The organism is Leucobacter chironomi DSM 19883 (assembly GCF_000421845.1).
GTDB lineage: Bacteria > Actinomycetota > Actinomycetes > Actinomycetales > Microbacteriaceae > Leucobacter > Leucobacter chironomi.
The window spans coordinates 80,036-104,069 of sequence record NZ_ATXU01000001.1 but is presented as its reverse complement, the minus strand read 5'-3'; the positions used below and the strand labels follow the sequence as shown (position 1 = coordinate 104,069).

Genomic DNA, 24,034 nt, shown 5'->3' with positions numbered 1-24,034 from the left:
GTGGGCGAGCGCGCGGGCCTGGCCGGAGGGGACGGGCGCGACGGCGGGTCCCCTCCGCGCCGCGGCTACGCGGGGTTCGGAGGGCGGGCGGCCGAGTTCGCCTCGGAGTCGACGCCGTGGTGGCCGGAGCGGACCGTCGCGGCGACGGGGTCGCCGAACGTGATCGTGATGCTGGTCGACGATCTGGGGTTCAGCGATCTCGGTCCCTTCGGCAGCGAGATCCCCACGCCGCACATCGACGCCCTGGCGGGGGACGGCTGGGTGTTCACGAACTACCGCACCGCTCCCATGTGCTCGCCCGCGCGGGCCGCGCTCATGACCGGCCTCAACCCGCATCGCGCGGGCTTCGGGTTCGTCGCCCACACCGACCCGGGGTATCCCGGATTCACCTGCGAGCTGCCGGAGGATGCGCCGACGCTGGCGGAGTCGCTGCGCGCGGGCGGGTACGCCACCTTCGCCGTGGGGAAATGGCATCTCACGCTCGAGTCGCGCCTGCACGACGCCGCTGACAAGTCGTCCTGGCCGGTGCAGCGAGGATTCGACCGCTACTTCGGCAGCATGGACGGCTTCACCTCGCTGCACCATCCGCACCGTCTCGTGCGCGACAACTCCGTGGTCGACGTGCAGCGCTTCCCGGACGGCTACTTCCTCACCGACGAGCTCACCGACGAGGCGCTCGCCATGATCGACGAGCTGCGGGTCAACGACGCGGCGAAGCCCTTCTTCCTCTACTACGCGCACACCTCGGTGCACGGGCCCATCCAGGCCAAGCGGATCGACATCGAGCGCCACCGCGGGCGCTACGAGGCGGGGTGGAACGCGCTGCGCGAGGCGAGGTTCGCCCGCCAGCGCGAGCTCGGAGTGGTGCCGCCGCACGCCGAGCTGCCCGCCGATGCGATCGCCGACGGCGACCGGATTCCGTGCTGGGAATCGTTGAGCGACGAGGATCGCGCCCTGTTCGCCCGCCACATGGAGGTATACGCCGCCGCGGTCGACGAGGTCGATCAGAGCGTGGGGCGTCTGCTCGCCCACCTGGAGCGCCTGGGCGAGCGGGAGAATACGATCGTGGTGCTCGCGAGCGATAACGGCGGCACCGCCGAGGGCGGGCCGAGCGGCACGCGCAGTTACTTCGCCCAGTTCGGCCACTCGGCCCCGGTGCCGGAGGGGTGGGTGCGCGATGTGCCGCGCGACCCTGAGGAGATCGGCGGCCCTCAGGTCTTCAGCCAGTATCCGACCGGGTGGGCGCGCGTCTCGAACACCCCGTTCCGCTCCTTCAAGTCGTCGACCTACGAGGGCGGCGTGCACGCGCCGCTCATCGTGTCGTGGCCGGCGGCGCCCGTGCGCGCTCGCGGGCTGCGCGACCAATTCGTCTTCGTATCCGACCTGGCCCCCACGATCTTGGAACTCACGGGGGTGCCCGCGCTCGACGAGCTGCGGGGGCGGCGCGCGCAGCAGCCGGACGGCGCGAGCGTGGCCGAGGTGCTGGGCGACCCCGGGGCCGAGGGGCGCGAAGCGCAGTACTTCGAGTGCGTGGGGCGTCGCGCGATGGTCGATGGCGATTGGAAGGCGGTCTCGCCGACGCCGCCGTCGCGGGAGGACGGCGCTGCCGGCGGCGAGTGGGAGCTGTACCATCTCGCCGACGACCCCACCGAGACCCGTGATCTCGCCGGGGCGGAGCCCGAGCGCACTGCGGCGCTCGCCGAGCGGTGGCGCGATGAGGCGTGGCGCAACGCGGTGTTCCCGCTCGATGATGACGGCTCGCTGCACGTGAACCGTCCCGAGACCGAGGCGCCGCTCTCGGATCCGGTGAGCCTGGTGCCCTTCCGCCCGCCGCTCGAGCGGTTCCGCGCCGCGCAGCTCACGGTGCTGAAGTCGTTCGTCGTGGAGGCGTCGCTCGCGCTGCCCGGCGCCGAAGCGGCCGACGGCGGGGCCGACGGCGCGTCCGCCGCCGAGACAACCGTCGCGGCCGAGGGCGTGGTCGTGGCGCACGGCGATCAGGGCGGGGGATACCTGCTGGCGATCGAGCACGGCGCGCCGCTGCTGGCGTACAACGCGTACGGCGAGATGCACCGTGCGAGCGGTGCGGCGCTGCGACCGGGGGCTCGTGAACTGGTGCTGCGCTTCGACGAGCTGGAGGGGCTGCGCTGGCGGGTGCGGCTCGAGGTCGACGGGGAGCCGTGGGCGGAGATCTCTGAGGTGCCGATGTTGCTCGGCATGGCGCCGTTCACGGGCATCAGCGTCGGCTACGACTACGGAGGGCCGGTCGACTGGCAGTTGCACGAGCGGCACGGCGGCGGTTTCCGCTTCGCGGGCGGCGCCATCGAGCGGCTGCGCTACGTGCCGGGCGCGCGTTCGCAGCACGACCGCACGGTGCTGCGTCGGATCGGGGAGGCGGTCGCCGAGCTGGCCGACTGAGCGGCGCTCCGGGCGTTGCCGGGGCGTGCGAAACGCACGCGGAGACGCGCCGGAGACGCACCGGTGGTGGATCGCGGCTCGGTTCGCGGCGCGAGCCGCCGGGAAGGGGTACGGTGAGGCGATGGGCGAGCATGCGACGAGGCGGCCGGGGCACCGACGAGACGCGCTGCGGCGCGCCTGGGAGGCGGCTCGGGCCGCTCCTCCCGGGATTCTCGTGAGCGTGGCCGAGGAAGACGCGATCGCCCGCGCCGCCGAGGGCGGGGCGGGCTCCGCGCCAGGCGCGCTGACGGGTCTGCCGCTCGTCGTGAAGGACAACGTTCACGCGCTCGGCTTCGCGTGCACCGCCGCGACGCCGGCGCTGCGCGGCTTCCTCCCGCCCGATGATGCGCCTGCGCTCGCCCGGCTGCGGGCGCAGGGCATGGTGGTGGTCGGGAAGACCAATCTGCACGAGCTGGCGCTGGGGATCACCTCCACGCACACGGCAGCGGGGGTCGTGCCGAATCCGGCGCTGCCGGGGCGGGTGGCCGGCGGGTCGAGCGGCGGCACCGCGGCTGCGGTCGCGGCGGGGGTCTGCGCGCACGGGATCGGCACCGATACCGGCGGATCCACCCGCATTCCGGCGGCGTTCACGGGCACCTGGGGGTTCCGGCCGAGCACCGGCCGCTATCCGGGGAGCGGTGTCGTGAGCATCGCCTACTCCCGCGACACGATCGGCCCGATGGCGGCGGATCTCGCCTCGCTGCGGCAGCTGGACGCCGCGCTCGCGGGGGCGCCGGCCGGTGCGTCGGCTCGGCCGGCGACGGCCGGCGGCCGTTCCGCTGCGCCGCTGCGTCTCGGCTTCGACCCGGCCGACGTCGAGCGGTGCGAAGCCGGGGTCGCAGCGGCGGTGCGGGCGGCGCTGGGGCGCCTGGCCGGGGCGCGGGACGTGGAGCTCGTGGAGGTCTCGTTCGCCGCGCTCGATCGCGCGACCGCGGTGTTCGAGCCTGAGCTGGGCGCGCAGGAGCTCGCCCCCTCGCTGGCAGCGTATCTGCGCAGCGAGGAGGGGCTGCCGGGGCTCGACGGGGTGCTTGCCGAGATGGCGGATCCCCACGTGGTGCGACTCGTGGAGGGCAGCCTGGCGGCCGTCGCCGACGGGGTCTGGACGCCGCGCTGGCACGAGCTGCAGAACGACTGCGCGCGGGCGCGAGCGTCGTATCTCGCGGTGCTGCACCGCGCCGGGCTCGATGCGGTGCTGCGCCCGGTCGTGCCGATTCTGCCGCCCCGCGTCGACGCGGTGCTGGGCCTCGATCTCCCGGAGCGGGATCGGCTCTTCGGCGTCGTCACCGGCTTCGCCCGCCTCGCGACCGTCACGGGGGCGCCGAGCCTGTCGATGCCGCTCGCGGGCGACGGCGCCGTGCGATCGCGAGCCGGCCTGCCGGGCGGCGCGCCGCAGCCGAGCGGAGCGGGCCTGCTGCTCGACGGCATTCCCGGCTGCGATGAGGAGCTGCTCGCGCTCGCGGCCCGTATCGAGGACGCGCTCGGCTGAGTCGATCCGCGCCGGGAGGCTGAGTCGACCCGCGCCTGACGGGCAGGCCGATCCGCCCCTGACGGCTGGGCCGATCCACCCCTTGAGCCCGATTCGATCCGTCCCGCGAGCCGCTGGGCGGACCCGAGCCCGGGCCCGCTCAGCGGAGCCCGGCCTCCCGGCCGCGGAGCCCGTGCTCAGCCGAGGGGCAGCGTCTCCACCGCGAACGGGAAGACGACCGCCCCGCCGGTGGCGTAGTTCGGCACGTCGGCCTCGACGGCCCGCCCCTCGGGCGAGGAGAGCGCCGCCCCGAGCGCCGCCTCGTCGGCGAAGCTCGCCTGGAAGATGGCGAAGTACGGCCCCTCGCCGGGCTCGGAGATGCCGAGGGAGTAGGTGATCTCCTGCACGCCGGGCAGCTGTGCGCAGAGCGGCAGGTGCGTGCTGAGGTAGTAGTCCGTGAACGCGGCGCGATCGGTGGGCTCGGGGTAGAGCACGGTGAGCTTGTGCATAGCGGTTCTCCTGTGTGGTGCGCGGGTGAGTGGCGGATCAGTCGCGGGCGAACACGCGGTGGCCGGCGAACCAGGTCTCGTCGACGGTGGTCTGCACGAGCCGGTTCGCGGGGTGCTCGAAGGGGTTGCGGTCGAGCAGCACGAAGTCGGCCGACTTGCCGACTTCGAGCGATCCGGTCTCCGAGGCGAGGCCGAGCGCGGTGGCGCCGCCGATGGTGAAGGCCGCGATGGCCTCGTCGAGCGTGATCGCCTGCTCGGGCCAGAGGGTGCCCGGGTACTGGCCGCTCGGGTCTTCGCGGGTGACGAGGCCGTGGATCCCCTCCCACGCGTTCGGCGAGACCGACACGGGCCAGTCCGAGCCGCCCGCCACGACGGCGCCCGCGTCGAGCAGGTCGCGGTTGGGCTGCATGCGGTCGGCCCGTTCGCGGGGCAGCACCTCGCGGATCGCGTCGACGATGGGGCCGGGCACCCAGATGAAGGGCGAGATCTCGGCGACGACGCCGAGCTCGGCGAAGCGGGAGATGTCGTCGGGGTGGATGAACTGGCCGTGCGCCACGTGGTAGCGGGTGTCCGAGAAGCCCTCGCGGCGCAGCGTCTCGACCGAGTTCAGCACGGCGTGCACGGAGGCGTCGCCCGTGCAGTGGATCTTCGCCGAGATGCCGTGCTGGGCGACGCGACGCAGCCAGTCGGTGAGCTCTTCAGGCTTCAGCAGGGTGTCGCCGTGGTGGTGGGCGCCATGCACCTCGTCGGGCAGGTAGGGCTCGATGAACGCGCCGGTGCGCGTCGGGGGTACGCCGTCGAGGAAGATCTTCACGAAGTCGGGCCGGTGGTGCTCGGTGCGGAAGCGCTCGCCGTCGAAGACGAGGTCTTCGCCGACGGGGGTGTAGCCGAAGATCTCGTCGTTGATGAGCATCGACGACACGACCCACGCGTTCAGCTCGCCGCTCGCGTCGAGCGAGCGCAGCGCCTCCAGGGTGGGCGTCGACACGGCGGCGTCCTGGAACGCCGTCACGCCGTAGGAGTTCAGGATCTCGACGCCGCGCTGGGACGCCTGACGGTCCTGCTCCGCGGAGAGGCCGCCGGCGGCGCGCAGCGCGCGGGCGACGGGGATCCCGGCGGCTTCGAACAGCACGCCGGTGTGGCGGCCGTCGGCGTCGACGACCACGCCGTCCTGGCCAGGTTCGACGCCCGCGAGTTCGAGTGCCCGTGAGCTGACCCAGCGGTTGTGGTGCGAGTCGTCGGAGAGCATGACGGGGCGTCCGCCGGCCGCCTCGTCGAGCTGCGCGAGTGCGTCGGCGGTGCTGAGCTCGCCCAGCCGGTCGCTCGCCCAGGGGCCGCCGACGATCCACGCCTCCTCGGGCAGCGCGGCGGCGTGGTCGCGCACGGCGGCGACGATGCCGTCGAGGTGGGCGCCGATGGGGAGCCGCAGCTGGAACAGCTCTTCCTCACCGGCGATCGCGTGATGGTTGTGCGCGTCGACGAGGCCGGGCATGAGGAACGCCCCGGCGAGATCCCGCACCTCGGTCTCGGGGCCTGCGAGGGCGCCGATCTCCTGGGCCGATCCGACGGCGAGGATGCGGCCCTCGGCGACGGCGATCGCCTCGGCCCAGGGGTTCGCCGGGTCGACCGTGTAGATGCGGCCGTTGGTGAGGATGAGTGCGGGGTGGGTGGTCATCGATGACTCCAGAGGTGGGTGGTGGGTGGTGCTGGGAGTACGGCTACTTGCCGCAGGCGCAGCCGGGGTTGCCGCAGCGGCAGGCGTCGCCCGCGCAGCAGCCGCAGTCGGCTCCGGCGCAGCAGCCGTCGCCGGTGCCGCAGGCGGCCGAGGCGCGGGCATCCGCGGGCAGGTTCATAGCGGGGTTCTGGTCGAGGAAGCCGTGCGGTTTGAACCAGAATCCGGAGTAGTCGACCGGCATGATCGGCCAGTCCTCGGTACGCGGGATGTGGGTGGGGCCGAAGACGTGCCACAGCACGATGTCCTCGCCGTCGAGCGAGCGGTCGGCCTGCGTCCACTCGGGCAGGCCCGCGCCCGGGGCGTGGGCTCCGGGATGGAAGCCGGCGGGGTACAGCTCCTCGGGATCGTACTGCGTGCCCCACAGATGCTTCGTCGCGAAGTTCGCGCGTCCGTGCACGGTCGACTCGGGCTGCGCGGCGAGCAGCATCTTGCCTTCGGGAATCAGCCAGTAGGAGGTGGGTTTGCCGACGTGGTTGGTGCGGTGCGCCGAGCGCACCTCCCAGACGCGGCTGGTGAGGCCGTTGGCGAGGCGCTGCGCCTCCTGCTCGCTCTTCAGCTGGGTGTCGGACCAGGTGAAGGCGTTGCCGTAGGGGTTCTCGGGACCGATCGGGATGCCGACGGCTTCGATCTCGTGCAGCGTGTTGTCCTCGCCGTCGATGGCCGCGTCGATCCGGGCGCAGAAGAGGTGCTGGTGCACGGGCGTGAAGATGCCGGGGGCGATCTCGGTGCGGTGGGGGTCGTCGCTGCCCGGGGTCCCGGCGCCCGCGAAGACGATGCCGGTGGCTTTCGCCTCGACCTGGATGGAGCCGTCGAGGTAGAAGTACCAGAAGAAGCCGTAGTCGTAGTTGCCGATGGTGGAGAAGTAGCTCACCACGAGGCGGCGGCTGCGGCGCACCTCGGCGTTGCCGTCGAGGTCGGTGTGCTTCCAGAGGATGCCGTAGTCCTCCTCGTGCATGCAGATCGCCTGCGGGATGTTCACGGGGTGGCCGTGGTCGTCGGGCACGAAGGCGTCGAAGTAGTGGATCACTCCCAGGCAGTCGCAGCCGAGGGCGAGCGAGTTCGCGTTCTTGCCGAGCAGGTACTCGCCGGCGTCGAAGTAGCTGATCCAGTAGCGGCTCACCGAGGTGTCGCCGTAGGGCACGACCATCTCAGGCACGCTGGCCCGGTGCGCGACGGAGCGATCCTCATCGCCGTCGCGGAAGGTGATCTGGTTGAGCACCAGGCCTTCCTGCTGGGTGAAGCCGACGCGGAACTTCCAGTTCTCCCACTGTACGAGGCTGCCGTCGACCGAGAAGGAGGGCCCTTCGGGCTGCGTGATCTCGATGGGCTTCAGGCTGGTGCGCGCGGGACCCTGCACGTCGAGGGTGTAGTTGCCGTGCGCTTCGGGCACAGGCACATCGCCTTCGTCGTCGATGCGGATCACGCGGCGCTCGGTGAGGTCGACGTGCACCACGAGCCCTTCGATGGGGTGGGCCCAGGGGCTGTCGCTCACGGAGAAGCGCAGGTAGGTGTGGGAGCGCACGAGGCGGCGGCCGATCTCGTCTTCGCGTCCGAAGAAGCCGGGTGCGAGCGGCGAGCAGAATGCGAGCTCCATGTGCTCGGCGAGGCCGCGGCGGCGCATCGCGGCCTGCCACTCGGGGGAGGCCTTCACGATGGCGGCGGCGTCCTCGTACTCCTCGAAGAGGTACTGCGGCTGACCGTAGGGCTCCTCGGTGTTCGGCAGCGTCCGGAGGCTGTCGATCTCGCCGCGGGTGACGGCGACGATCGCCTCGGATGCGACGCCGGTGCTGCGCTCCAGCAGGGTGACGCGGATGCGGCGGTCGAGCGGGTCGCCCGGCCGCCACGCCGCGAGGTCGGCCTTCGCGGGGTCGACGGGGAGCATGCGCGGCACGCGGGTGTGCTCGCCGAAGTGGCCGGCTTCGGCGAGGATGCGCCGGGCCTCGGCGATCTCGGCGCCGGTGAGCGGATCGAGGGGGTGCTCGGCCGTCTCGGGGGTGGTCACCCGCTTGCCGTGCGTGTGGGTGGCGTCGGGCCGGTGCGGGCCGGAGGGGGCGTGCGTCATTGAAATCATCCTCGTCGTGGTGACCGGTGGAGCGTCCTCTCCCAGTATCCCAAGCGGCTTGTCATTTGGACAGTGGGAAGCGCGACGGTCGTTGACCGTGGGCGCTGCGGGGTTGACCCTGCGGGCATGATGCCGGCGGGGGGCGTAGGCGCGGCCGCAGGCGCCGCCGCAGTTGACTCAGCGGGAAGAGTGCTGGGCTGCGAGCGCCCACCCCGTCGTCGCCGCGCCCGGAACCGGCGAGGATGAGGGGTGGACGGGCCGGCGCGGCCCGCGAGAACCGGCCTCGGGTGAAAGGAACCTCATGGCAGAGCAGAACAACGGTGTTCACGGACGGGTCGTCGTCATCACGGGCGGCGGCACGGGGATCGGTGCGGCAGTCGCCGAGCGCTACGCGGGCGAGGGCGCGCAGGTGGTGCTGATCGGGCGCAGGCTCGGCCCCCTCGAGGAGGTCGCCGGGAGACTCGGCGGCACCGCGATCGCCGCGGACGCGGCGGATGGCGAGTCGGCGCGGGCGGCTGTGGCGCAGATCCTCGAGCAGTTCGGCCGCATCGACGTGCTCGTGGCGAACGCCGGCGGCCACGGCTTCAACGCGGTGGGCGAGACCGACGACGAGACGTGGGAGTCGTCGATCCGCGTGAACCTCACCACGGCGTTCACGATGTCGCGCGAGGCGCTGCCGGCGCTCGTGGAGAGCCGCGGGCAGATCGTCGTGATCTCGTCGCTCGCCGGCGTCTTCGCCGGCCCGAAGGTGGCGGGTTACACCACCACGAAGCACGCACTCATCGGCCTCACCCGCTCCATGGCCCGCGACTACGGCGTGCACGGGGTGCGCGTCAACGCGGTGTGCCCCGGGTGGACTCGCACGCCGATGGCCGATGCCGAGATGGACGAGTTCATGAACCACGTGCCCGAGCTGACGACCCGCCAGGAGGCGTACGGCCGCGTCACGCGCGACGTGCCGCTGAAGCGGGTGGGGGAGCCTGAGGAGATCGCCTCGGTGGTGCGCTTCCTGGGGTCGAGCGAGTCGTCGTACATCACGGGCGCCGTCATCATGGCCGACGGCGGCGCGCACGTCGTCGATCTTCCCACGCTGGCGTTCGAGCACGCAGGTATGTAGGGGCGGATCCGCTCTCGGCTCTGAGGCGTTCGCCTGTGGGGCCTGGGTGGATTCGTTTGCCCAGCCGAGGGTCGGGTGCCGACCACTGAACAGAAGGGAGTGGGACGATGGAGTTCCACCACAACGGGTACACCACTGTCGATCCGCGCATCGAGCCGGCTGCGGGGGTCGGACTGGACCGACCGGACGAGCTGCCCGAACAGGTCGATGTGCTGATCGTGGGCTCGGGCCCCGCCGGCATCATCACAGCCGCGCAGCTCGCACAGTTTCCGGGCGTCACCACGCGGATCGTGGAGCGACGGGCTGGTCGCTTGGAGGTAGGTCAGGCTGATGGGATTCAGGCGCGCAGCGTGGAGACGTTCCAGGCGTTCGGTTTCGCTGAGCAGATCATTCAGGAGGCATACCAGCTTGTCGATACCGAGTTCTGGACGCCGGACCCCGAGGATCCGCGCAACATCCACCGCAGCTCGACCACGCCGGACACCCTCATCGGCATCAGCGAGTTCCCGCAGCTGATCGTCAATCAGACGCGGGTGGCCGACTACCTGGCGGAGTTCGCGGAGCGTTCGCCGGCGCGGGGGCGGGTCGACTACGGCTACGAGTTCGAGGGGCTGGAGGTCGGCGAGGGCGAGTACCCTGTGGCGGTCACGCTGCGTCGCACGACCGGCGCGGATGAGGGCGCCACCCGCGTGGTGCGCGCGAAGTACGTCGTGGGGGCCGACGGCGCTCGCAGCCGCGTGCGGGCCGCGATCGGGGGTCGGCTCGCGGGCGATCAGGCGATGCACGCCTGGGGCGTGATGGACGCGCTCGCCGTCACCGACTTCCCCGACACTCGCCGCAAGAGCATCATCCAGTCCGGTGACGGCGGCAACATTCTGGTGATACCCCGCGAGGGCAACTACCTGGTGCGCTGGTACGTCGATCTCGGCGAGACCGGTGAGAACGACCGTGGGGCCGTGCGCCAGACCTCGGTCGAGCAGATCGCGGCGCGGGCGAACGCGATCCTGCACCCCTACACGCTCGACGTGAAGGACGTCTCCTGGTGGAGCGTCTACGAGGTGGCGCACCGTCTGACCGACCGCTTCGACGACGCCGACGCGCATGAGGGCGGGCGGCGCGCCCCGCGCGTCTTCCTCGCCGGCGACGCGTGCCACACGCACAGCGCGAAGGCGGGGCAGGGCATGAACGTGTCTTTGCAGGACGGCTGGAACCTGGCCTGGAAGCTGGGATACGTGCTCGAGGGGCGCAGCCCCGAGTCGCTGCTGGAGACCTACTCCGAGGAGCGGCGGGTCATCGCGCAGAACCTGATCGACTTCGACAAGGAATGGTCGACGCTGATGGCGAAGAAGCCGGAGGAGTTCGCGTCGCCGCGCGAGCTGGAGGACTTCTACATCGCCACGGCCGAGTTCCCCGCCGGCTTCATGACGCAGTACGAGTCGTCGACGCTCACCGGAGACGGGGCGCACCAGGGCCTCGCGACGGGATTCCCGGTCGGCAAGCGCTTCAAGTCCGCGGAGGCGGTGCGGGTCGCCGACGGCGTGCTCGCCCACCTCGGCCACCACCACCGCGCCGACGGGCGATACCGCATCTACGCGTTCGCCGATGCGGGCGCGGAGGCCCTGGATCGCTGGGCCGAGTGGATGCTGTCGTCGGAGCACTCCCCGGTGCGCCGGTTCACTCCGACGGGCGCCGACCTCGACAGCCGCTTCGACGTGAAGGTGGTCTATCAGGAGGGCTATCACGATATCGAGCTGGGCCGTGTGCCGGAGCTGTTCATGCCCCGCCGCGGGCCGTTCCAGCTCATCAACTACGAGAAGACGTGGGCTGCCATTCCGGGCAACGACATCTTCGACGAGCGCGGGGTGAGCCGCGACGGTGCCGTGGTGGTGGTGCGGCCCGATCAGTATGTCGCGACGGTGCTGCCGCTCTCGGCGACCGACGAACTCGCCGCGTTCTTCGAGCCGATTTTCACGGCATCCGAGTAAGACGTCGATTCGACGAGAACAGAGGGGGAACATCATGGAATCAGCCGATCTGGTGCTGCGAGGCGGCGCCGTCTACACCGTCGATCGCGACTTCTCGGTCGGGCAGGCCATCGCCGTGGGCGACGGCCGAGTGCTCGCGGTGGGCGATGACGCCGAGATCGCCGGGCTCATCGGGCCCGATACCCGGGTGATCGAGCTCGATGGGCGGGCGGTGCTGCCCGGCATCGATGACTCGCATCTGCACGCCGCGGCGTGGGGGATCGGCAGCCCGCCGTATTCGCTCGATCTCGCCTTCCCGAGCGTGCGGTCGATCGCCGACATCGTCGAGCTGGTGCGTGCGACCGCGGCCGTGCGTGCAACGGGCGAGTGGATCGTGGGGCAGGGCTGGGATGCCGGCTATCTCGACGAGTGCCTGAGCGGCGAGCGCTCGCTCCTGCACCGGGCCGACCTCGACGCGGCCGCCCCCGAGCATCCGGTCTGCCTGACCGACTTCTCGGGGCACATGGTGGTCGTCAACAGTGCGGCGCTGCGTCTCGCGGGTGTGGATCGCGGCACGCTCCCGCCCGCGGGCGGCGTGATCGACCGTGACGAGCACGGCGAGGCGACGGGGATTCTGCGCGAGGGCGCGCAGGACCTCGTGCAGTCGATCATCCCGCGGCCCGACTACGCGACTCGCAAACAGGCGATCGCCGACGCGGTGCGTCGCCTCAACGCGCGTGGCATCACCGCCTTCACGGAGCCCGGGCTCGGCCCGGGTGGTGAGGGCGTGCTGGGCGGGGCGCTCGGCGGCGACGCGATCCGCGCCTATGAGGAGCTCGTCGCGGCCGGGGAGCTGACGGCGCGGGTATCGGTGCTGATGCTGCCGCTCGCGATGGGGGAGTCGGCAGATCGGCTCGAGGACCGGGTGCGGGATCAGCTCGCCGCTCGCGAGCCCGTCGATCCGCGGCTGCTGAACGTGATCGGGGTGAAGCTCTTCGCCGACGGGGTGCCGCCGAATGAGACGGCCTACATGTGGCAGCCCTACGGACCTTCGCAGGGGCACGGCGCCCTGTGCGTGCACGGCGCGAGCGAGCCGTTGCAGGAGGCCGAGCTGCGTCGCGCGATCGACACCGTGCATGGCCTGGGCCTGCAGGCGGGCGTGCATGTGACGGGTGATCACGGCATCGACATCACCGTCGACGCGTTCGTCGCGGCGAACGAGCAGCATCCGCGTGCGGACGCGCGGCACTACGTGATCCACGGCGACTTCATCTCGGATGAGCGTCTGGCGCAGTTGGGCGAGCGCGGCTACGGGGTCAACATGAACCCAGGGATCAAAGCGCAGATCACCGATCTCATGGATGCGGTGGTGGGCGAGGAGCTCTCGGCGCGCCAGTGGCCGACGCGTTCCGCTGCGGAGTCGGGGGCGATCTTCTGCGCGAGCTCCGACGCCCCGGTGACACCGCCGGATTGGCTCGCCGGCATCTCGGGCATGATGACGCGCCGGTCGAAGGCGACGGGGCGGGTGTCCGGTCCGGAGCAGTGCGTCGACTTCGCGACGGCGCTGCGTGCGTACACGTCGGAGCCGGCGCGGCAGAGCTTCGCCGAGCAGTGGCGCGGGTCGCTGGAACCGGGCAAGGTTGCGGACCTCGTGGTGCTCGACGCCGACCCGCGTTCCGTGGCGCCGGAGCGGCTGACCGAGCTGCGCGTCGACCTCACCGTGTTCGGTGGACGGACGGTGCACGAGCGGGGGTGACGCGGGGCGCTTCCGACCCCGGGGCGTTGGGCGAAAACTCCTAATGGGGCGATGCTGGGCGTCTCCCGTGGGTATGCTGAGCGCGATGTATGCGCGGTTCGCCGGTTCCGACCCGGCGGGGGAGAACTCGGGCGTGGATCGATTCCCGCTGCTCGGGGACGCGAGGTCCGAGCGGTTCCCCACGAGGAGAGGACTTCGCCATGTCGACAACCGCAGGCCGCTGGGGTGCCGCACTGGCGGCGATCGTTCTGGGCGCGGCGGCCCTGATCGGGGGTGCGGCGACCGCGGGTCACGCGTCACCGGCCGATATCGATCCGGATCGCTTCGGGTCGCTGACGGTGCAGGTGCTCACCCGCCCACGCCGCCGACCGGTATCGTCGGCGACGGGTCGAAGCTCGACGCGCTGCCCGAAGGCGCGCTGCCCGTGGACGGCGTGACGTTCGAGGTCGAGCGGGTCACCGAGATCGGCGGAGTGCCGGTCGACCTGACCACCGACGCGGGGTGGGCGCTGATCCAGCCCTACCTGGACGATCCTGCGGCGTTCCCGGCGTCGTCGCCGACGCTGGTGCCCGTGTGGCGGGGTGCGACAGGCGGCGACGCCGGGTCAGGCAAGTTCAAGGTCAGCGTGCTGCGCGTGGGTCTCTACTGGGTGTACCAGACGGCCAAGCCCGCATCGATGACGAGCGATGTGCAGTCCTTCCTCGTGACCGCGCCGATGCCCACCCAGGAGCCCGGTGTCTTCAACTACGACATCTACGCCTATCCGAAGGCGATCGCCTCCGGTGTGGTGAAGACGGGCGACGACAGCGCTGCGCACGCGCTCGGCGACCTCGTGAACTGGACGATCACCGGCAATGTGCCGCACACGACGCCGACGCCGCACCGCTACGAGGTGATGGACATCCTCCCCACCGGTCTCGCCTATGCCGAGGATCCCGCGCCGACGGTCACGATCCGGCCGACCTCGGGGCCCGAGATCGAGCTCACGGCGCCCGGCGACTTCGCGGTGGAGCCGGTGCCGGGCGTGGTGACGATGCGGCTGGAGCAGCCGGGACTCGACGCGCTGCACTCGGCGGGCGACGGGGCGCAGCTCGACTTCAGGCTGGCGACCCGCGTCGTCTCGGTGCCCACCCGGGGTGAGATCGTCAAAAGCGCCGTGCTCTGGCTGAACGACGAGCAGCTCACCCCGTCGTCGCCGCGCACCTATTGGGGGTCGGCGCGGGTGAACAAGGTGATCGAGGGCGGAGACCCCGCGGATCAGTCGGCGCGGCTGTCGGGTGCGGGGTTCCAGGTGTTCGCCTCGGAAGCGGCCGCATGGGATGCGGTGGCGGAGGTGGAGGCCGGGCAGCCGGTGACCGCGGGCCTGGAGTTCGCCGCCGGGTCCGGGGTGAGCGGCGACGGCAGGACCTTCGTGACGGCCGATCAGGGCGCGGATCACGGCTTCGCGGTGATCACAGGCTTGAAAGCGTCGCCCGCTGGGGAGCGCTACTGGCTGGTGGAGACGAGCGCCCCCGCGGGATACGTGGCGAGTGCCGCGCCGACGGAGATCACGGTGACGCCGGTTCGGGCCCCGGGTGCGGTTGCGATCGTGAGCATCGAGAACCGCCAGCGCCAGGCCGGTGCGCTGCCGGTGCTCGGCGGTGCGGGCGGGGTCGCGATCGGCATCGCGGGCACGGTGCTGATCGCCGGCGGCCTGCTCTTCGCGATCTTCGGCCGCCGTAAGAAGGTCGAGAACGTCACCGCCGGCTAAGCAGCCGCACGCAGAAGCCTCCCGCTCCCTTCGACAAGCTCAGGGGGCGGGAGGCTTCTGCGTGCGTGGCTCAGCCGCCCAGGTACGCCTGACGCAGCAGCGCCTCATCGTCGGCGAGCTGCTTCGCCGGCCCCTGCGGGTGGCTCACCCGGCCGCTCGCCACCACCATCGCGTCGTCGGCGATGCCGAGGGCGAGGTGCGTGAACTGCTCCACGAGCAGCACGCCCACCCGCGACGCCGCGATCTGCTGGATCAACGGCAGCAGTCGCATGAACACGACCGGCGCGAGACCGAGCGACATCTCGTCGATCAGCAGGAAACGCGGCTTCGACGCGAACGCGCGGGCGAGCACCAGCATCTGCTGCTCGCCGCCCGACAGCAGCACCGACTGCGAATCGATCCGCTTCTCCAACTCGGGAAACGACTGCAGCACCTCCTGCACGCCCGCATCGTTCTTCGCGGTGAGCAGCAGGTTCTCGCGCACGGTCAGCGACGGGAAGATCGCGCGCCCCTGCTCGATGTGGGCGATGCCCGCACGCGAGCGCTGCACCCGGCTCCACTTCGCGATCGACTCGCCACCGAGGGTGATATCGCCGCTCGAGTGATCGATCACTCCCGACACCGACTCCAGCAGGCTCGTCTTGCCGGCGCCGTTCGGCCCGACGAGCGCGAGGATCCGTCCCTCCTGCAACGTCAGATCGACGTCCGACACGACCGGGCCGGCCCCGCGGCGCACCGTCACGCCGCTCAATCGCAGTTCGTTCATTGCGTCATCTCCGCATCTCCCATGTAGGCGGCGACCACCGCGGGATCGTCCAGCACTTCACGCGTCGGGCCCTGAGCGAGCACCTTGCCGAAGTCGAGCACGGTGAGCTCCGTGCACACCGAGCGCACCAGATCGAGATCGTGCTCGATGACCACGATCGCCGTATCGAAGCGCGACGGGATCCGCGTGAGGCGATGCCCGAACTGCAGATGCTCCTCGTGCGACAGACCCGCCGCGGGCTCGTCGAGGATCAGCACGCGCGGACCCGACAGCACCGCCGCAGCCACCTCGATGAGACGGCGCGTGCCCACGTCGACGTTCGCCAGCTGCTCCTCCGGGGGCGGGCAGCCCAGGAATGCGAGCGCATCGGCCAGCTCATCATGATCGAGACGCTTGCGCGCCACGAATCGCACATACGCCTCCACCGACAGCTGCGGGGGCACCCGATCCTGCTGGAAGGTGCGGCGCAGCCCCTTGCGGGCGCGCGCCACCGGCGACAGCCGGGTGATGTCCTCGCCGTCCAGCAGCACCGTGCCGGTGTGCTGCGGCAGGAAGCCGCTCACCGCGTCGACGAAGGTCGACTTGCCGGCGCCGTTCGGGCCGATCAGGCCCATGATGGAGCGCGGACGCACCTGCAGGGACACGTCGTCGTTCGCCTTGAGCGCGCCGAACTGCACCCCGAGACCGCGCACCTCGAGCACCGGCGCCGCATCCGCCGGAATCGGCTCCGCCGCCTCCGGCACCGCGAACACGTCGAGTGCCGTCGTGCCGACATCGTTCGAGACGGTCTCGGCCTGCGCCGCACGACGCTTCTTCGCGCTCCTGCGGAAGCCGCCGCGGATCACCTCGCCGAGGTTCGAGCCGCCGGTGATCGCCTGGATGCCGAGCAGACCGAAGATCACGAAACCCCAGTCCTGCGGCACGCCCCAGCGCTTCAGCAGCTCGGGTACGAGCACCCACAGCACGCCGCCGAAGATGGCCATGTCGATCAGGTAGGTGCCGCTCATCACCGCGAGGATGTAGAAGGCGATCGACATCAGCGGTGTGAAGCTCGACGCGTAGGGGATCCCGACCTGGCCCGCGAGCAGGCCGCCCGAGATACCGCCGAGGGCGGCGCTCATCGCGAACGCCGACAGCTTCGCCAAGCGCACGCTCTGACCGACCGCGGCCGTGCCGCGCTCGGAGAAGGCGACGGCCTTCCAGCTGCTGCCGACCCGGCTGCGCTGCAGCAGGAAGACGAGGTAGATGCAGACCACCAGTACGATCACCGCGAAGAAGAAGTACTCGCGATCGCTCGAGAAGAGACCGGGGCGCTCCACCGACAGCCCGTCCTGCTGCCCCGGGAACTGCGTCTGCACGAGCAGCACGTCGACAGCGGCAGCAGCGCCGAGGGTGACGACGGCGAGATTCACTCCGCGCAGACGCAGCGCCGGAAGGCCCAGCAGCACGCCCGCGATCGCGGCGACCAGTGCGCCGGCGATCAGCCAGACGATGAACCCGCCCGGGGCCTCGTTCTTGTTCAGGAACGTGACCACCCACGCGCCGATGGCGCTGAAGGTGAGCTGGCAGAGGGCGATGATCCCCGCCGAGCCGGTGACGATGCCGAGGCCGAGCAGCGAGATCGTCGCGGTGACCATGCTGATGGCCAGGTAGACGACGTATCCCGAGAGCCCGACGCTCAGGGCCCAGCCGATCCCGATCCCGAGGATCGCGATGACGATGGGCAGAACGGTGCGCAGGCGCCGATTAGCGAGCAGCATCCCACACCTCCTTTCGCTGCGACCACAGCAGCAGGATGACGATGAAGATGAGCGGCACGAAGTTGCGCACCAGCGCCAGCTCGTTGATCTGAGCCACCATGCCGTTGATGAGGCCGAGCAGCAGGCCGCCGACCACGGCGAGATCGAGCCGCTTGAAACCGCCGAGCAGCGCCGCGGCGGCCGCCGGGATGATGAGCATCGAGAGCGTCACCGCGTCGTTCGACTGGGTCGGGGCGATGATGAGGATCGTGACCGCGCTGATTGCGCCCGTCACCGCCCACACGCCGATCGCGAGCGGCTTCGAGGAGATGCCGATGAGCTCGGCGGTGGTGGGGCGGTCCGAGAGGGCCCGCAGCTTGGTGCCGATGGTCGTCTTGCGCAGCACCAGCGCTGCAGCGACCGCGACCAGCACCGCGAGCGAGACCGTGATGACCGTGACCCAGCTCACCACGACCCCGGAGATCGTGAACGCCGGGCCGTTGAAGATCGGGGCGAAGGGCTGGGGCTTGTTGCCGAACATGATGTACGAGAGCGACATCAGCAGCAGGAACGGCCCCACCGTCATAGCGGAGCGGGTCGAGAGATCCGCATCCGAGAGCCAGGTGGCCGCGATCCACCCGATGAGGGCCGACAGCAGCGCGCCCACGAGAATTCCGGCGATCGTCGCGAGCCAGACCGGCAGGCCGAGCTTGCTGGCGAACCAGACCGCCACGAACGCGGCGAACATGCCCGTGGCCGCCTGCGCGAAGTTGACGACGCGCACGAGGCGGGACATGAGCGTGAGCGTGACCGCGAACACGGCGTAGACGCCGCCGGCGGCGAGGCCGGAGAGCGCGCCCTGCAGCAGGGCCCCGCCGTTCACGGACGCCTCCCCGGCGTGCGATGGGAAGTGAGAAGCATGGGAATCCTTCGAGGTCTGAAACGGAGTGCCCGGTGCGGCCGGAGCGAAGGCTCCAGCCGCACCGGGTGCGATGGCCGTGCGGCCGTTACTTCGCCGGGATCATCAGCCAGTCGTCTGCGGCCTTCTCCCAGGCGTTCGTGCCCGACTTCAGGGTGACGGGCCAGCCGCCCGGCTGGAAGTCCTGAGCCGCGATCTTGTCGAACTGGTAGGGGTAGGCGATCATCGGGTTCTCGATCGGATCCATGTTCGCGAGGGCCTCGTTGACGCTCTCACGGGTGATGTCGCCCTCGATGCTCTTCAGCACCTCGACCATGAACGTCGCCGCCAGGTAGCCGCCCTGGCTGAAGGAGGTGAGCGTGATGTCGTTCTCCTCCATCAGCGCCTTCCAGTCGGCGTTGACGTCGCTGTCCTCGGTGAAGGGGAAGAACTCGGCCGGCACGTACACGCCGGCGGCGCTGTTCGACACGGCCTTCGCGAAGCTCTCGCTGTAGACCGAGGTGAGCATCAGGAAGGTGACGTCGTCCCAGCCCTGCTGGTTCGCGGCCTTCAGCATGCCGATCGCGTCGGGCTCGACGTTGTTCGTCACCACGCCGTCGCAGCCGGCCTCGCGGGCCTTCACCACGTAGGGGGTGTAGTCGGCGCCGCCGTAGGGCACGGTGTCATCGACGTACAGGGGCTCCTTGCCGGTGATCTCGCTCCAGCGATCCACTGCGGCCTGGTAGGCGGGGCCGGTCGAGCCGATCACGCTGGTCAGCACGCAGAGGTTCTCGAGGCCGAGCTCCTCCGAACCGTAGAGCATCGTGAGAGTGGTGTCGTTGAACGGGCCGATGTTCGCGGGCGCGATGTTCGGCGAGTTGAAGCAGCCGGGATCGACGCCGATGCCCTGGATCGAGCGCACGTCCTCCTGCTCGTAGTACTTCGCGTTGATCTCGCAGTCGAGCAGCGAGGCGCCGCCGACGAGAGCGACCACTTCGTCGCTGCCGACCAGCTCGCGCGCCGAAGCGGTGGCGGTGGCCGGATCGGCCTTGTCGTCGGTGGCCTTGTACTCGATCTGGCGCCCGTTGATGCCGCCTTCCGCGTTGACCTGGTCGAAGACCGCGGCGGCCGCCTCGGAGGCCTCCGGGAAGGTCGCCGGGCCGCTGATGGTGTTGACGGAGCCGAGCTTGATCGGCGCGCCCTCGCCGCCGCCGTCGCTGCCCGCGCAGCCGCTCAGCACGAGTGCGGCCGACGCGGTCAGCGCGGCGGCACCCAGGATGCGTGATTTCATTGGTGTGTCCTCTCGGATGAGTGAAGGGTGATGGAGAAGTTCGGGGTCAGACCGGCTGCATGTCCGGGTACTTGACCGTGCCCAGCGGATAGATGTGGCCGCCGGCGCGCGAGTGCTCGGACTCGCCGCTGCCGTTGATGCCGAGGAAGATGCCGGTGGTCATGAGGTTGTAGCCCAGATCGTGCAGCCACACGCTCGCGACGGAGATGCGGAACTCGCGGAAGCAGAAGAGGTAGAGGCCGTCGTCGAGCTTCCACACCGTCGACAGATCCATGTCGCCGTGGCCGCGCTGCACGCCCTGCAGGTTCTGCCACGCGTAGCGCTCGGTCGACATGTACACGTGCTCGTACAGATGCTCGGGGCTGTAGCGGTACAGGTTGCGCATGCCGATCAGATCGCGCGACTCCGCGGGCGTCTCGCCCGTCGCATCGATGCCGTCGACCTCGGCCGCGAAGAAGTCCTGCTTCACCTGCGGCTCGCCCTCGACGCGCTCGGCGTCGATGTGCGAGTGGGCGACGATCGCCCGGCCCGTGCGCTCGGACCAGACCACGGTGACCGCCTCGCGATCCCGCGACTCCAGCGGCAGGTTCAGGAAGAACACGTCGCTGCGCACCTGCACCGCGTCGTACGGGTCGTCGGCGCCGTCGGCGGCGATGCTCCCGCTCGCGCTCCAGCTCGCCCGCTCCGCACCGAAGTCGACGGTGAACGAGCTGCCGTCGTCGAGGGTGAGCGCGAGACGGCGGCCCTCCAGGGAGACGCCCGGCAGCCGGTACGTGTCGATGCCGGCTGCGAACTCGTCGTAGGTGGCCCACTCGTCGACTCCGCGGCGCTCGTCGCGAGAATCGGCGATCTGAGGTTCGGTCATTCTTCTTCGTCTCCTTTGATGAAGTCGGAATGGACTGCGGGGGCCGCAGACATCCGGAATACGATTCTCAATGTAGGCAATCCGGGGGGTCCCGTGGCCCGCGAGCACCGCCTGCGACAACGGTCGTGCGCTATCGGTCAACGAGTATCACGACTCGGTTTCGGTCGGGTGCGCGAGGGGTGGTTCGCACGTGCGGAGCGTGCCCGAAAACGGGTGCGCCGAAGGGTCTCCCCGCCGGGGATCGACCGGCGGAGAAACGCTTCCCGGATGCCTCAGACGCGTCGCAGGTCGCTCGGCGAGACGCCGTAGGCCGCCTTGAACACGCGGCTGAAGTGCGCGGCATCGGTGAAGCCCCAGCGGGCCGCGATCGCCGAGACGGTGCGATCGCTGAGCACGGGATCGAGCAGGTCGGCCCGGCAGCGCTCGAGCCGGCGCTCCCGGATCCAGGTCGACACCGTGGTGTCGGCCTGCCGGAAGAGCGAGTGCAGGTGGCGGGTCGAGATGTAGTGGGCCGCCGCGATGCTGCCGGGGGAGAGATCCGTCGACGAGAGATGCTGATCGATGTAGCCGTAGATCTTCTGCAGCAGCACCTGATGGGGATCGCGCTGACCCGGCTCGGCGTCGAGGATGCTCGAGAAGAGCGTGCCCATGAGATCGAGGCTCGTGTGCGCGAGCTTCGCCCGCACCGGATCCGACAGATGCGCCAGCTGCGACGGGAACTGCGACAGGAACGCCGTGATCACCGGTGCGATGCCCCGGTGCTCCTGGCTCAGCGACACCGCGGTCAACTGCTCGGTGAAGGTGCTCGGCAGTTCGAGCCGATCCTTCGGGAACATCATGATGAGATTGCGGAAATCCTCGCCGAAGAGCAGCGAGTACGGTCGCGAGGTGTCGTACACGGAGAGATCCCCCGGCCGCATCACCAACTCCTTGCCGTCCTGCACCAGGATGCTGCTGCCCGAGAGCAGCAGGCTCACCTTGTAGTAGCCGCTGCCGCCGTTCGCGATCGTCTCGGGCGTGCGCTCCACGAGGTGCGGCTTCGCCACGACCTCGGTGAACACCACGTCGTCGGCATCGGCGGAGCAGAGCCGTGCCGCGAACGGCCCGCCGTGCTCAGCACTGATCTCGAGCGGCACGAACGAGGTCGACACCATGCGGCGGAACACGCCGAGGCTCTCGACCTGTGTCGGCCGAGTCTCCGCGCGAGAGACATTCTGCTGTTCTGCAGTCGGCATGCCATTCACCTTTCTCATGATGCAACGCCCTTGATGCAACACCCTGTCGAGAGGATACCTCTTAAACCTGCGCGAGGGTCTCCTCGAGGGCGTCGAGCAGGATCGGAAGCTCCGCCTCGCCGAACGCGAGCGGCGGGCGCACCTTCAGCACGCTCTCGTCGCGGCCGATCCGCGAGATGAGTACCTTGCGGGCCTTCATCGCCTCCACGACCTGCTTCGCGAGCTGCGGCGCCGGCTCCCCGTCGACCGCGAAGTCGAGGCCGAGGAACATGCCCACGCCCTTCGCCGAGCGCACGAAGTCGTACCGGTCGGCGAACACGCGGAATCGCTCAGCCGCGGCAGCGCCCAGCGTCTCGGCGCGGGCCATCAGCCCCTCCTCGGCCATCTCGACGAGCACGGCCTCGCCGACCGCGGCCGACACCGGATTGCCCGCGAAGGTGTTGAAGAACTCGTTCGTCGAGCCGAAGGCGTCGAGCACGGCCTCGCTCGTGACGACCGCCGACATCGGGTGGCCGTTGCCCATCGGCTTGCCCATCGTCACGAGGTCGGGCGCCATGCCCGCGTACTGGTGCCCCCACATGTGGGTGCCCGTGCGGCCGAAGCCGCTCTGCACCTCGTCGGCGATCACCATGCCGCCGGCGGCCTTCACCCGGGAGACGATGCCCTGCACCAGTCCCTCGGGCAGGCGCGGCATCCCCTCGGTCGAGAACAGCGGATCGAAGAGGCACGCCGCGACGCCGTAGCCGGCCTCCTGCAGCGAGGCGATGGCCGCATCGAGCTCGGCGAGGGTCTCGGCGAGCACCTCCGCCTCGGGGCGCGGATCGCGATCCAGATCCGGGATCCGCAGCGGGCGCACGTTCGGGTCGAGCGGCGTCGCGGTCTTGAGGCCGGTGGTGAGACCTGCGAGCGTGATCGTGGTGCCGTGGTAGCTGTAATCCGACACGATCATGCCCGTGCTGCCCGTGAGCTGGCGCGAGATGCGGATCGCCAGTTCATTGGCCTCCGATCCCGAGTTGCCGAAGAACACCCGATCGAGGCCGGGGTCGAAAGTCGCGAGCAGGCGCTCGGAGTAGTCGACCACCCGCTCGTTCAGGTAGCGGGTGTGCACGTTGAGCGTCGCGGCCTGCTCGGCCAGCGCTGCCACTACGCGGTCGTTGCAGTGGCCGACGTGGGGCACGTTGTTGTAGCCGTCGAGGTAGCGCTCGCCGCTGGCCTCGGTGAACCACACGCCCTTCGCCGACACGAGCTGCAGGGGCTCTGAGTAGAAGAGCGGAGAGTACGGGCCGATGGTGCGGTTGCGGCGCTCGATCAGTTCGGCGTTGGAGGTCATGCGGTGCTCCTCAGGTGGGCGGTTGCGGGGCGGTCGTGGGGAGTGTCTCGTCAGTCGGCGATGAGATCGCGCGACAGGCGGACGATGTGGGGGAGCACGGTGGTGGCGTGCCACTCGGCGGTGGGCTCGCCGCGGCGGTCCGCCGCCCAGCCCAGGTAGGTGAGGCCGCGGGCGAGCAGGATCGCCGGGAACACCGCGAAGTCCGCGGCGTCGAGCGGGCGCACCGACTCGTAGCCGGCGAAGAGCGCGTCGCGGTACTCGGCGTACCGCGGGTGGGGCGTGAAGAAGTACAGGGCGGTCGCGAGGTCGAAGAGGTGCCAGCCGGCGGCGAAGTCGTCGAAGTCGATGAGCACCAGGCCGTCGTCGGTGCGCAGCACGTTCTCGGGGGTGAGATCGGCGTGGATCGGACCGAAGCGGTGCGCGGGCGTGCCGTAGGCGCCGAGCGCGTCGCGGATCCGCGCGATCGCGGCGACGACGGCCTCGCGTTCCTCGCCCTGCAGCTCCGCGATGCGCAGCGGATCGCCCCAGGCGGGCTGCGGCCCGACGAGCCCGTCGAGATCCCAGTCGTCGCGCGGGACCGCCATCCGGTAGCCGGAGCGCTCGGTGGCGTCGTGCACCTCGGCCGTCAGCCGGCCCAGCTCGGCGAAGTCGGCGACGTCGAGATCGGCGGTGCCGGCGACGGCGGTGCGCTCATCGCCGAAGTTGCCCTGGTTCGGGATGAGGTGCTGCAGGTCGACCTGGTGGGCCCCGGCCGCGTGGTCGCGACCCACCACGCAGAAGCCACGGCCGTCGCGGGCGGGCACGAAGTTCGGCACCGCGACGCCCTCGCCGTGCAGTGCGCGCACGAAGTCGAGCTCGCAGCCGAGCTCGTCGTCGGAGTGGTAACCCTGACGGTGCACCCGCAGCACGTAGTCGGTGCCGTCCGAGGTGAGCGAGAAGACGAAGTTCTCGCGCTGCTTGAGCAGGGAGAGGTCGGTGCCGGGGTCGAGGTCGTACTCGGAGAGCGCTTCGCGGGCGAGCTCGGTGGCGACGGGGAGATCGACGGTGATCATGCGGTTCCTTCCGGCGGGCGCCGTCGGACCGACCCGACGGAAAACT

At 70.5% G+C, this 24,034-nt stretch carries 18 protein-coding genes; 7 read left to right on the top strand and 11 right to left on the bottom strand.

From position 1 onward, the window contains the following. Entirely contained in the window at window positions 1–2,415 is a 2,415-nt protein-coding gene (locus H629_RS0100395) for an arylsulfatase (protein ID WP_024355378.1), read from the top strand. Window positions 2,416–2,536: 121 nt separating this feature from the next. Beyond that, a complete protein-coding gene (locus H629_RS0100390) occupies window positions 2,537–3,940 on the top strand; it encodes an amidase family protein (protein ID WP_152485610.1) in 1,404 nt (467 codons plus the stop codon). 176 nt (window positions 3,941–4,116) lie between these two features. On the opposite strand, the gene H629_RS0100385 is transcribed toward H629_RS0100390, so the two are convergent. The 3 genes from H629_RS0100385 to H629_RS0100375 are packed head-to-tail and all read right to left on the bottom strand — an operon-like array spanning window position 4,117 to window position 8,225. Next, entirely contained in the window at window positions 4,117–4,428 is a 312-nt protein-coding gene (locus H629_RS0100385) for an EthD family reductase (protein WP_024355376.1), read from the bottom strand. Between the two features lie 37 nt (window positions 4,429–4,465). Next, complete coding sequence (locus H629_RS0100380; protein WP_024355375.1) at window positions 4,466–6,103, bottom strand: amidohydrolase; 1,638 nt, start codon at window positions 6,101–6,103, stop codon at window positions 4,466–4,468. A gap of 43 nt (window positions 6,104–6,146) precedes the next feature. Beyond that, entirely contained in the window at window positions 6,147–8,225 is a 2,079-nt protein-coding gene (locus H629_RS0100375; protein WP_024355374.1) for a primary-amine oxidase, read from the bottom strand. A 301-nt stretch (window positions 8,226–8,526) separates the two neighbouring features. Between H629_RS0100375 and H629_RS0100370 the strand changes: the two genes are divergently transcribed. The 5 genes from H629_RS0100370 to H629_RS0100350 all read left to right on the top strand — a co-directional run bounded on the left by H629_RS0100370 (window position 8,527) and on the right by H629_RS0100350 (window position 14,812). After that, the gene (locus H629_RS0100370; protein ID WP_024355373.1) at window positions 8,527–9,342 is read left to right on the top strand and encodes an SDR family NAD(P)-dependent oxidoreductase; all 816 of its coding nucleotides are present in this window, start codon (window positions 8,527–8,529) and stop codon (window positions 9,340–9,342) included. 107 nt (window positions 9,343–9,449) lie between these two features. After that, entirely contained in the window at window positions 9,450–11,327 is a 1,878-nt protein-coding gene (locus H629_RS0100365) for an FAD-dependent monooxygenase (protein ID WP_024355372.1), read from the top strand. A 34-nt stretch (window positions 11,328–11,361) separates the two neighbouring features. After that, a complete protein-coding gene (locus tag H629_RS0100360; protein WP_024355371.1) occupies window positions 11,362–13,062 on the top strand; it encodes an amidohydrolase in 1,701 nt (566 codons plus the stop codon). Window positions 13,063–13,262: 200 nt separating this feature from the next. Continuing rightward, complete coding sequence (locus H629_RS15335; protein ID WP_024355370.1) at window positions 13,263–13,499, top strand: hypothetical protein; 237 nt, start codon at window positions 13,263–13,265, stop codon at window positions 13,497–13,499. Next, entirely contained in the window at window positions 13,487–14,812 is a 1,326-nt protein-coding gene (locus tag H629_RS0100350) for a SpaH/EbpB family LPXTG-anchored major pilin (protein WP_024355369.1), read from the top strand. Before H629_RS15335 ends, H629_RS0100350 begins: the two co-directional genes overlap by 13 nt. A gap of 70 nt (window positions 14,813–14,882) precedes the next feature. Here H629_RS0100350 and H629_RS0100345 read toward each other — a convergent pair whose 3' ends face one another. The 8 genes from H629_RS0100345 to H629_RS0100310 form a co-directional block, all read right to left on the bottom strand. Next, the gene (locus tag H629_RS0100345; protein ID WP_024355368.1) at window positions 14,883–15,578 is read right to left on the bottom strand and encodes an ABC transporter ATP-binding protein; all 696 of its coding nucleotides are present in this window, start codon (window positions 15,576–15,578) and stop codon (window positions 14,883–14,885) included. Next, window positions 15,575–17,338 carry a branched-chain amino acid ABC transporter ATP-binding protein/permease gene (locus H629_RS0100340; RefSeq protein ID WP_024355367.1) on the bottom strand — a complete coding sequence of 588 codons (1,764 nt, stop codon included), beginning with the start codon at window positions 17,336–17,338 and terminating at the stop codon, window positions 15,575–15,577. The genes H629_RS0100345 and H629_RS0100340 overlap by 4 nt, the downstream gene beginning before the upstream one ends. Next, window positions 17,325–18,200, bottom strand: coding sequence for a branched-chain amino acid ABC transporter permease (locus tag H629_RS0100335; RefSeq protein WP_036084005.1), 876 nt, complete (start codon window positions 18,198–18,200; stop codon window positions 17,325–17,327). Before H629_RS0100335 ends, H629_RS0100340 begins: the two co-directional genes overlap by 14 nt. A 124-nt stretch (window positions 18,201–18,324) precedes the next feature. Next, window positions 18,325–19,506, bottom strand: a complete 1,182-nt coding sequence (locus H629_RS0100330; protein WP_024355365.1) for an ABC transporter substrate-binding protein — start codon at window positions 19,504–19,506, stop codon at window positions 18,325–18,327. 46 nt (window positions 19,507–19,552) lie between these two features. Next, window positions 19,553–20,371, bottom strand: a complete 819-nt coding sequence (locus tag H629_RS0100325; RefSeq protein ID WP_051137755.1) for a MoaF C-terminal domain-containing protein — start codon at window positions 20,369–20,371, stop codon at window positions 19,553–19,555. Between the two features lie 272 nt (window positions 20,372–20,643). Continuing rightward, window positions 20,644–21,606 carry an AraC-like ligand-binding domain-containing protein gene (locus H629_RS0100320; protein WP_024355363.1) on the bottom strand — a complete coding sequence of 321 codons (963 nt, stop codon included), beginning with the start codon at window positions 21,604–21,606 and terminating at the stop codon, window positions 20,644–20,646. Between the two features lie 61 nt (window positions 21,607–21,667). Continuing rightward, window positions 21,668–22,936 (bottom strand): aspartate aminotransferase family protein, encoded by a 1,269-nt coding sequence (locus H629_RS0100315; protein ID WP_024355362.1) that lies wholly within the window; start codon window positions 22,934–22,936, stop codon window positions 21,668–21,670. Between the two features lie 50 nt (window positions 22,937–22,986). After that, window positions 22,987–23,988 carry a phosphotransferase enzyme family protein gene (locus tag H629_RS0100310; RefSeq protein ID WP_024355361.1) on the bottom strand — a complete coding sequence of 334 codons (1,002 nt, stop codon included), beginning with the start codon at window positions 23,986–23,988 and terminating at the stop codon, window positions 22,987–22,989. Window positions 23,989–24,034: the final 46 nt, after the last annotated feature.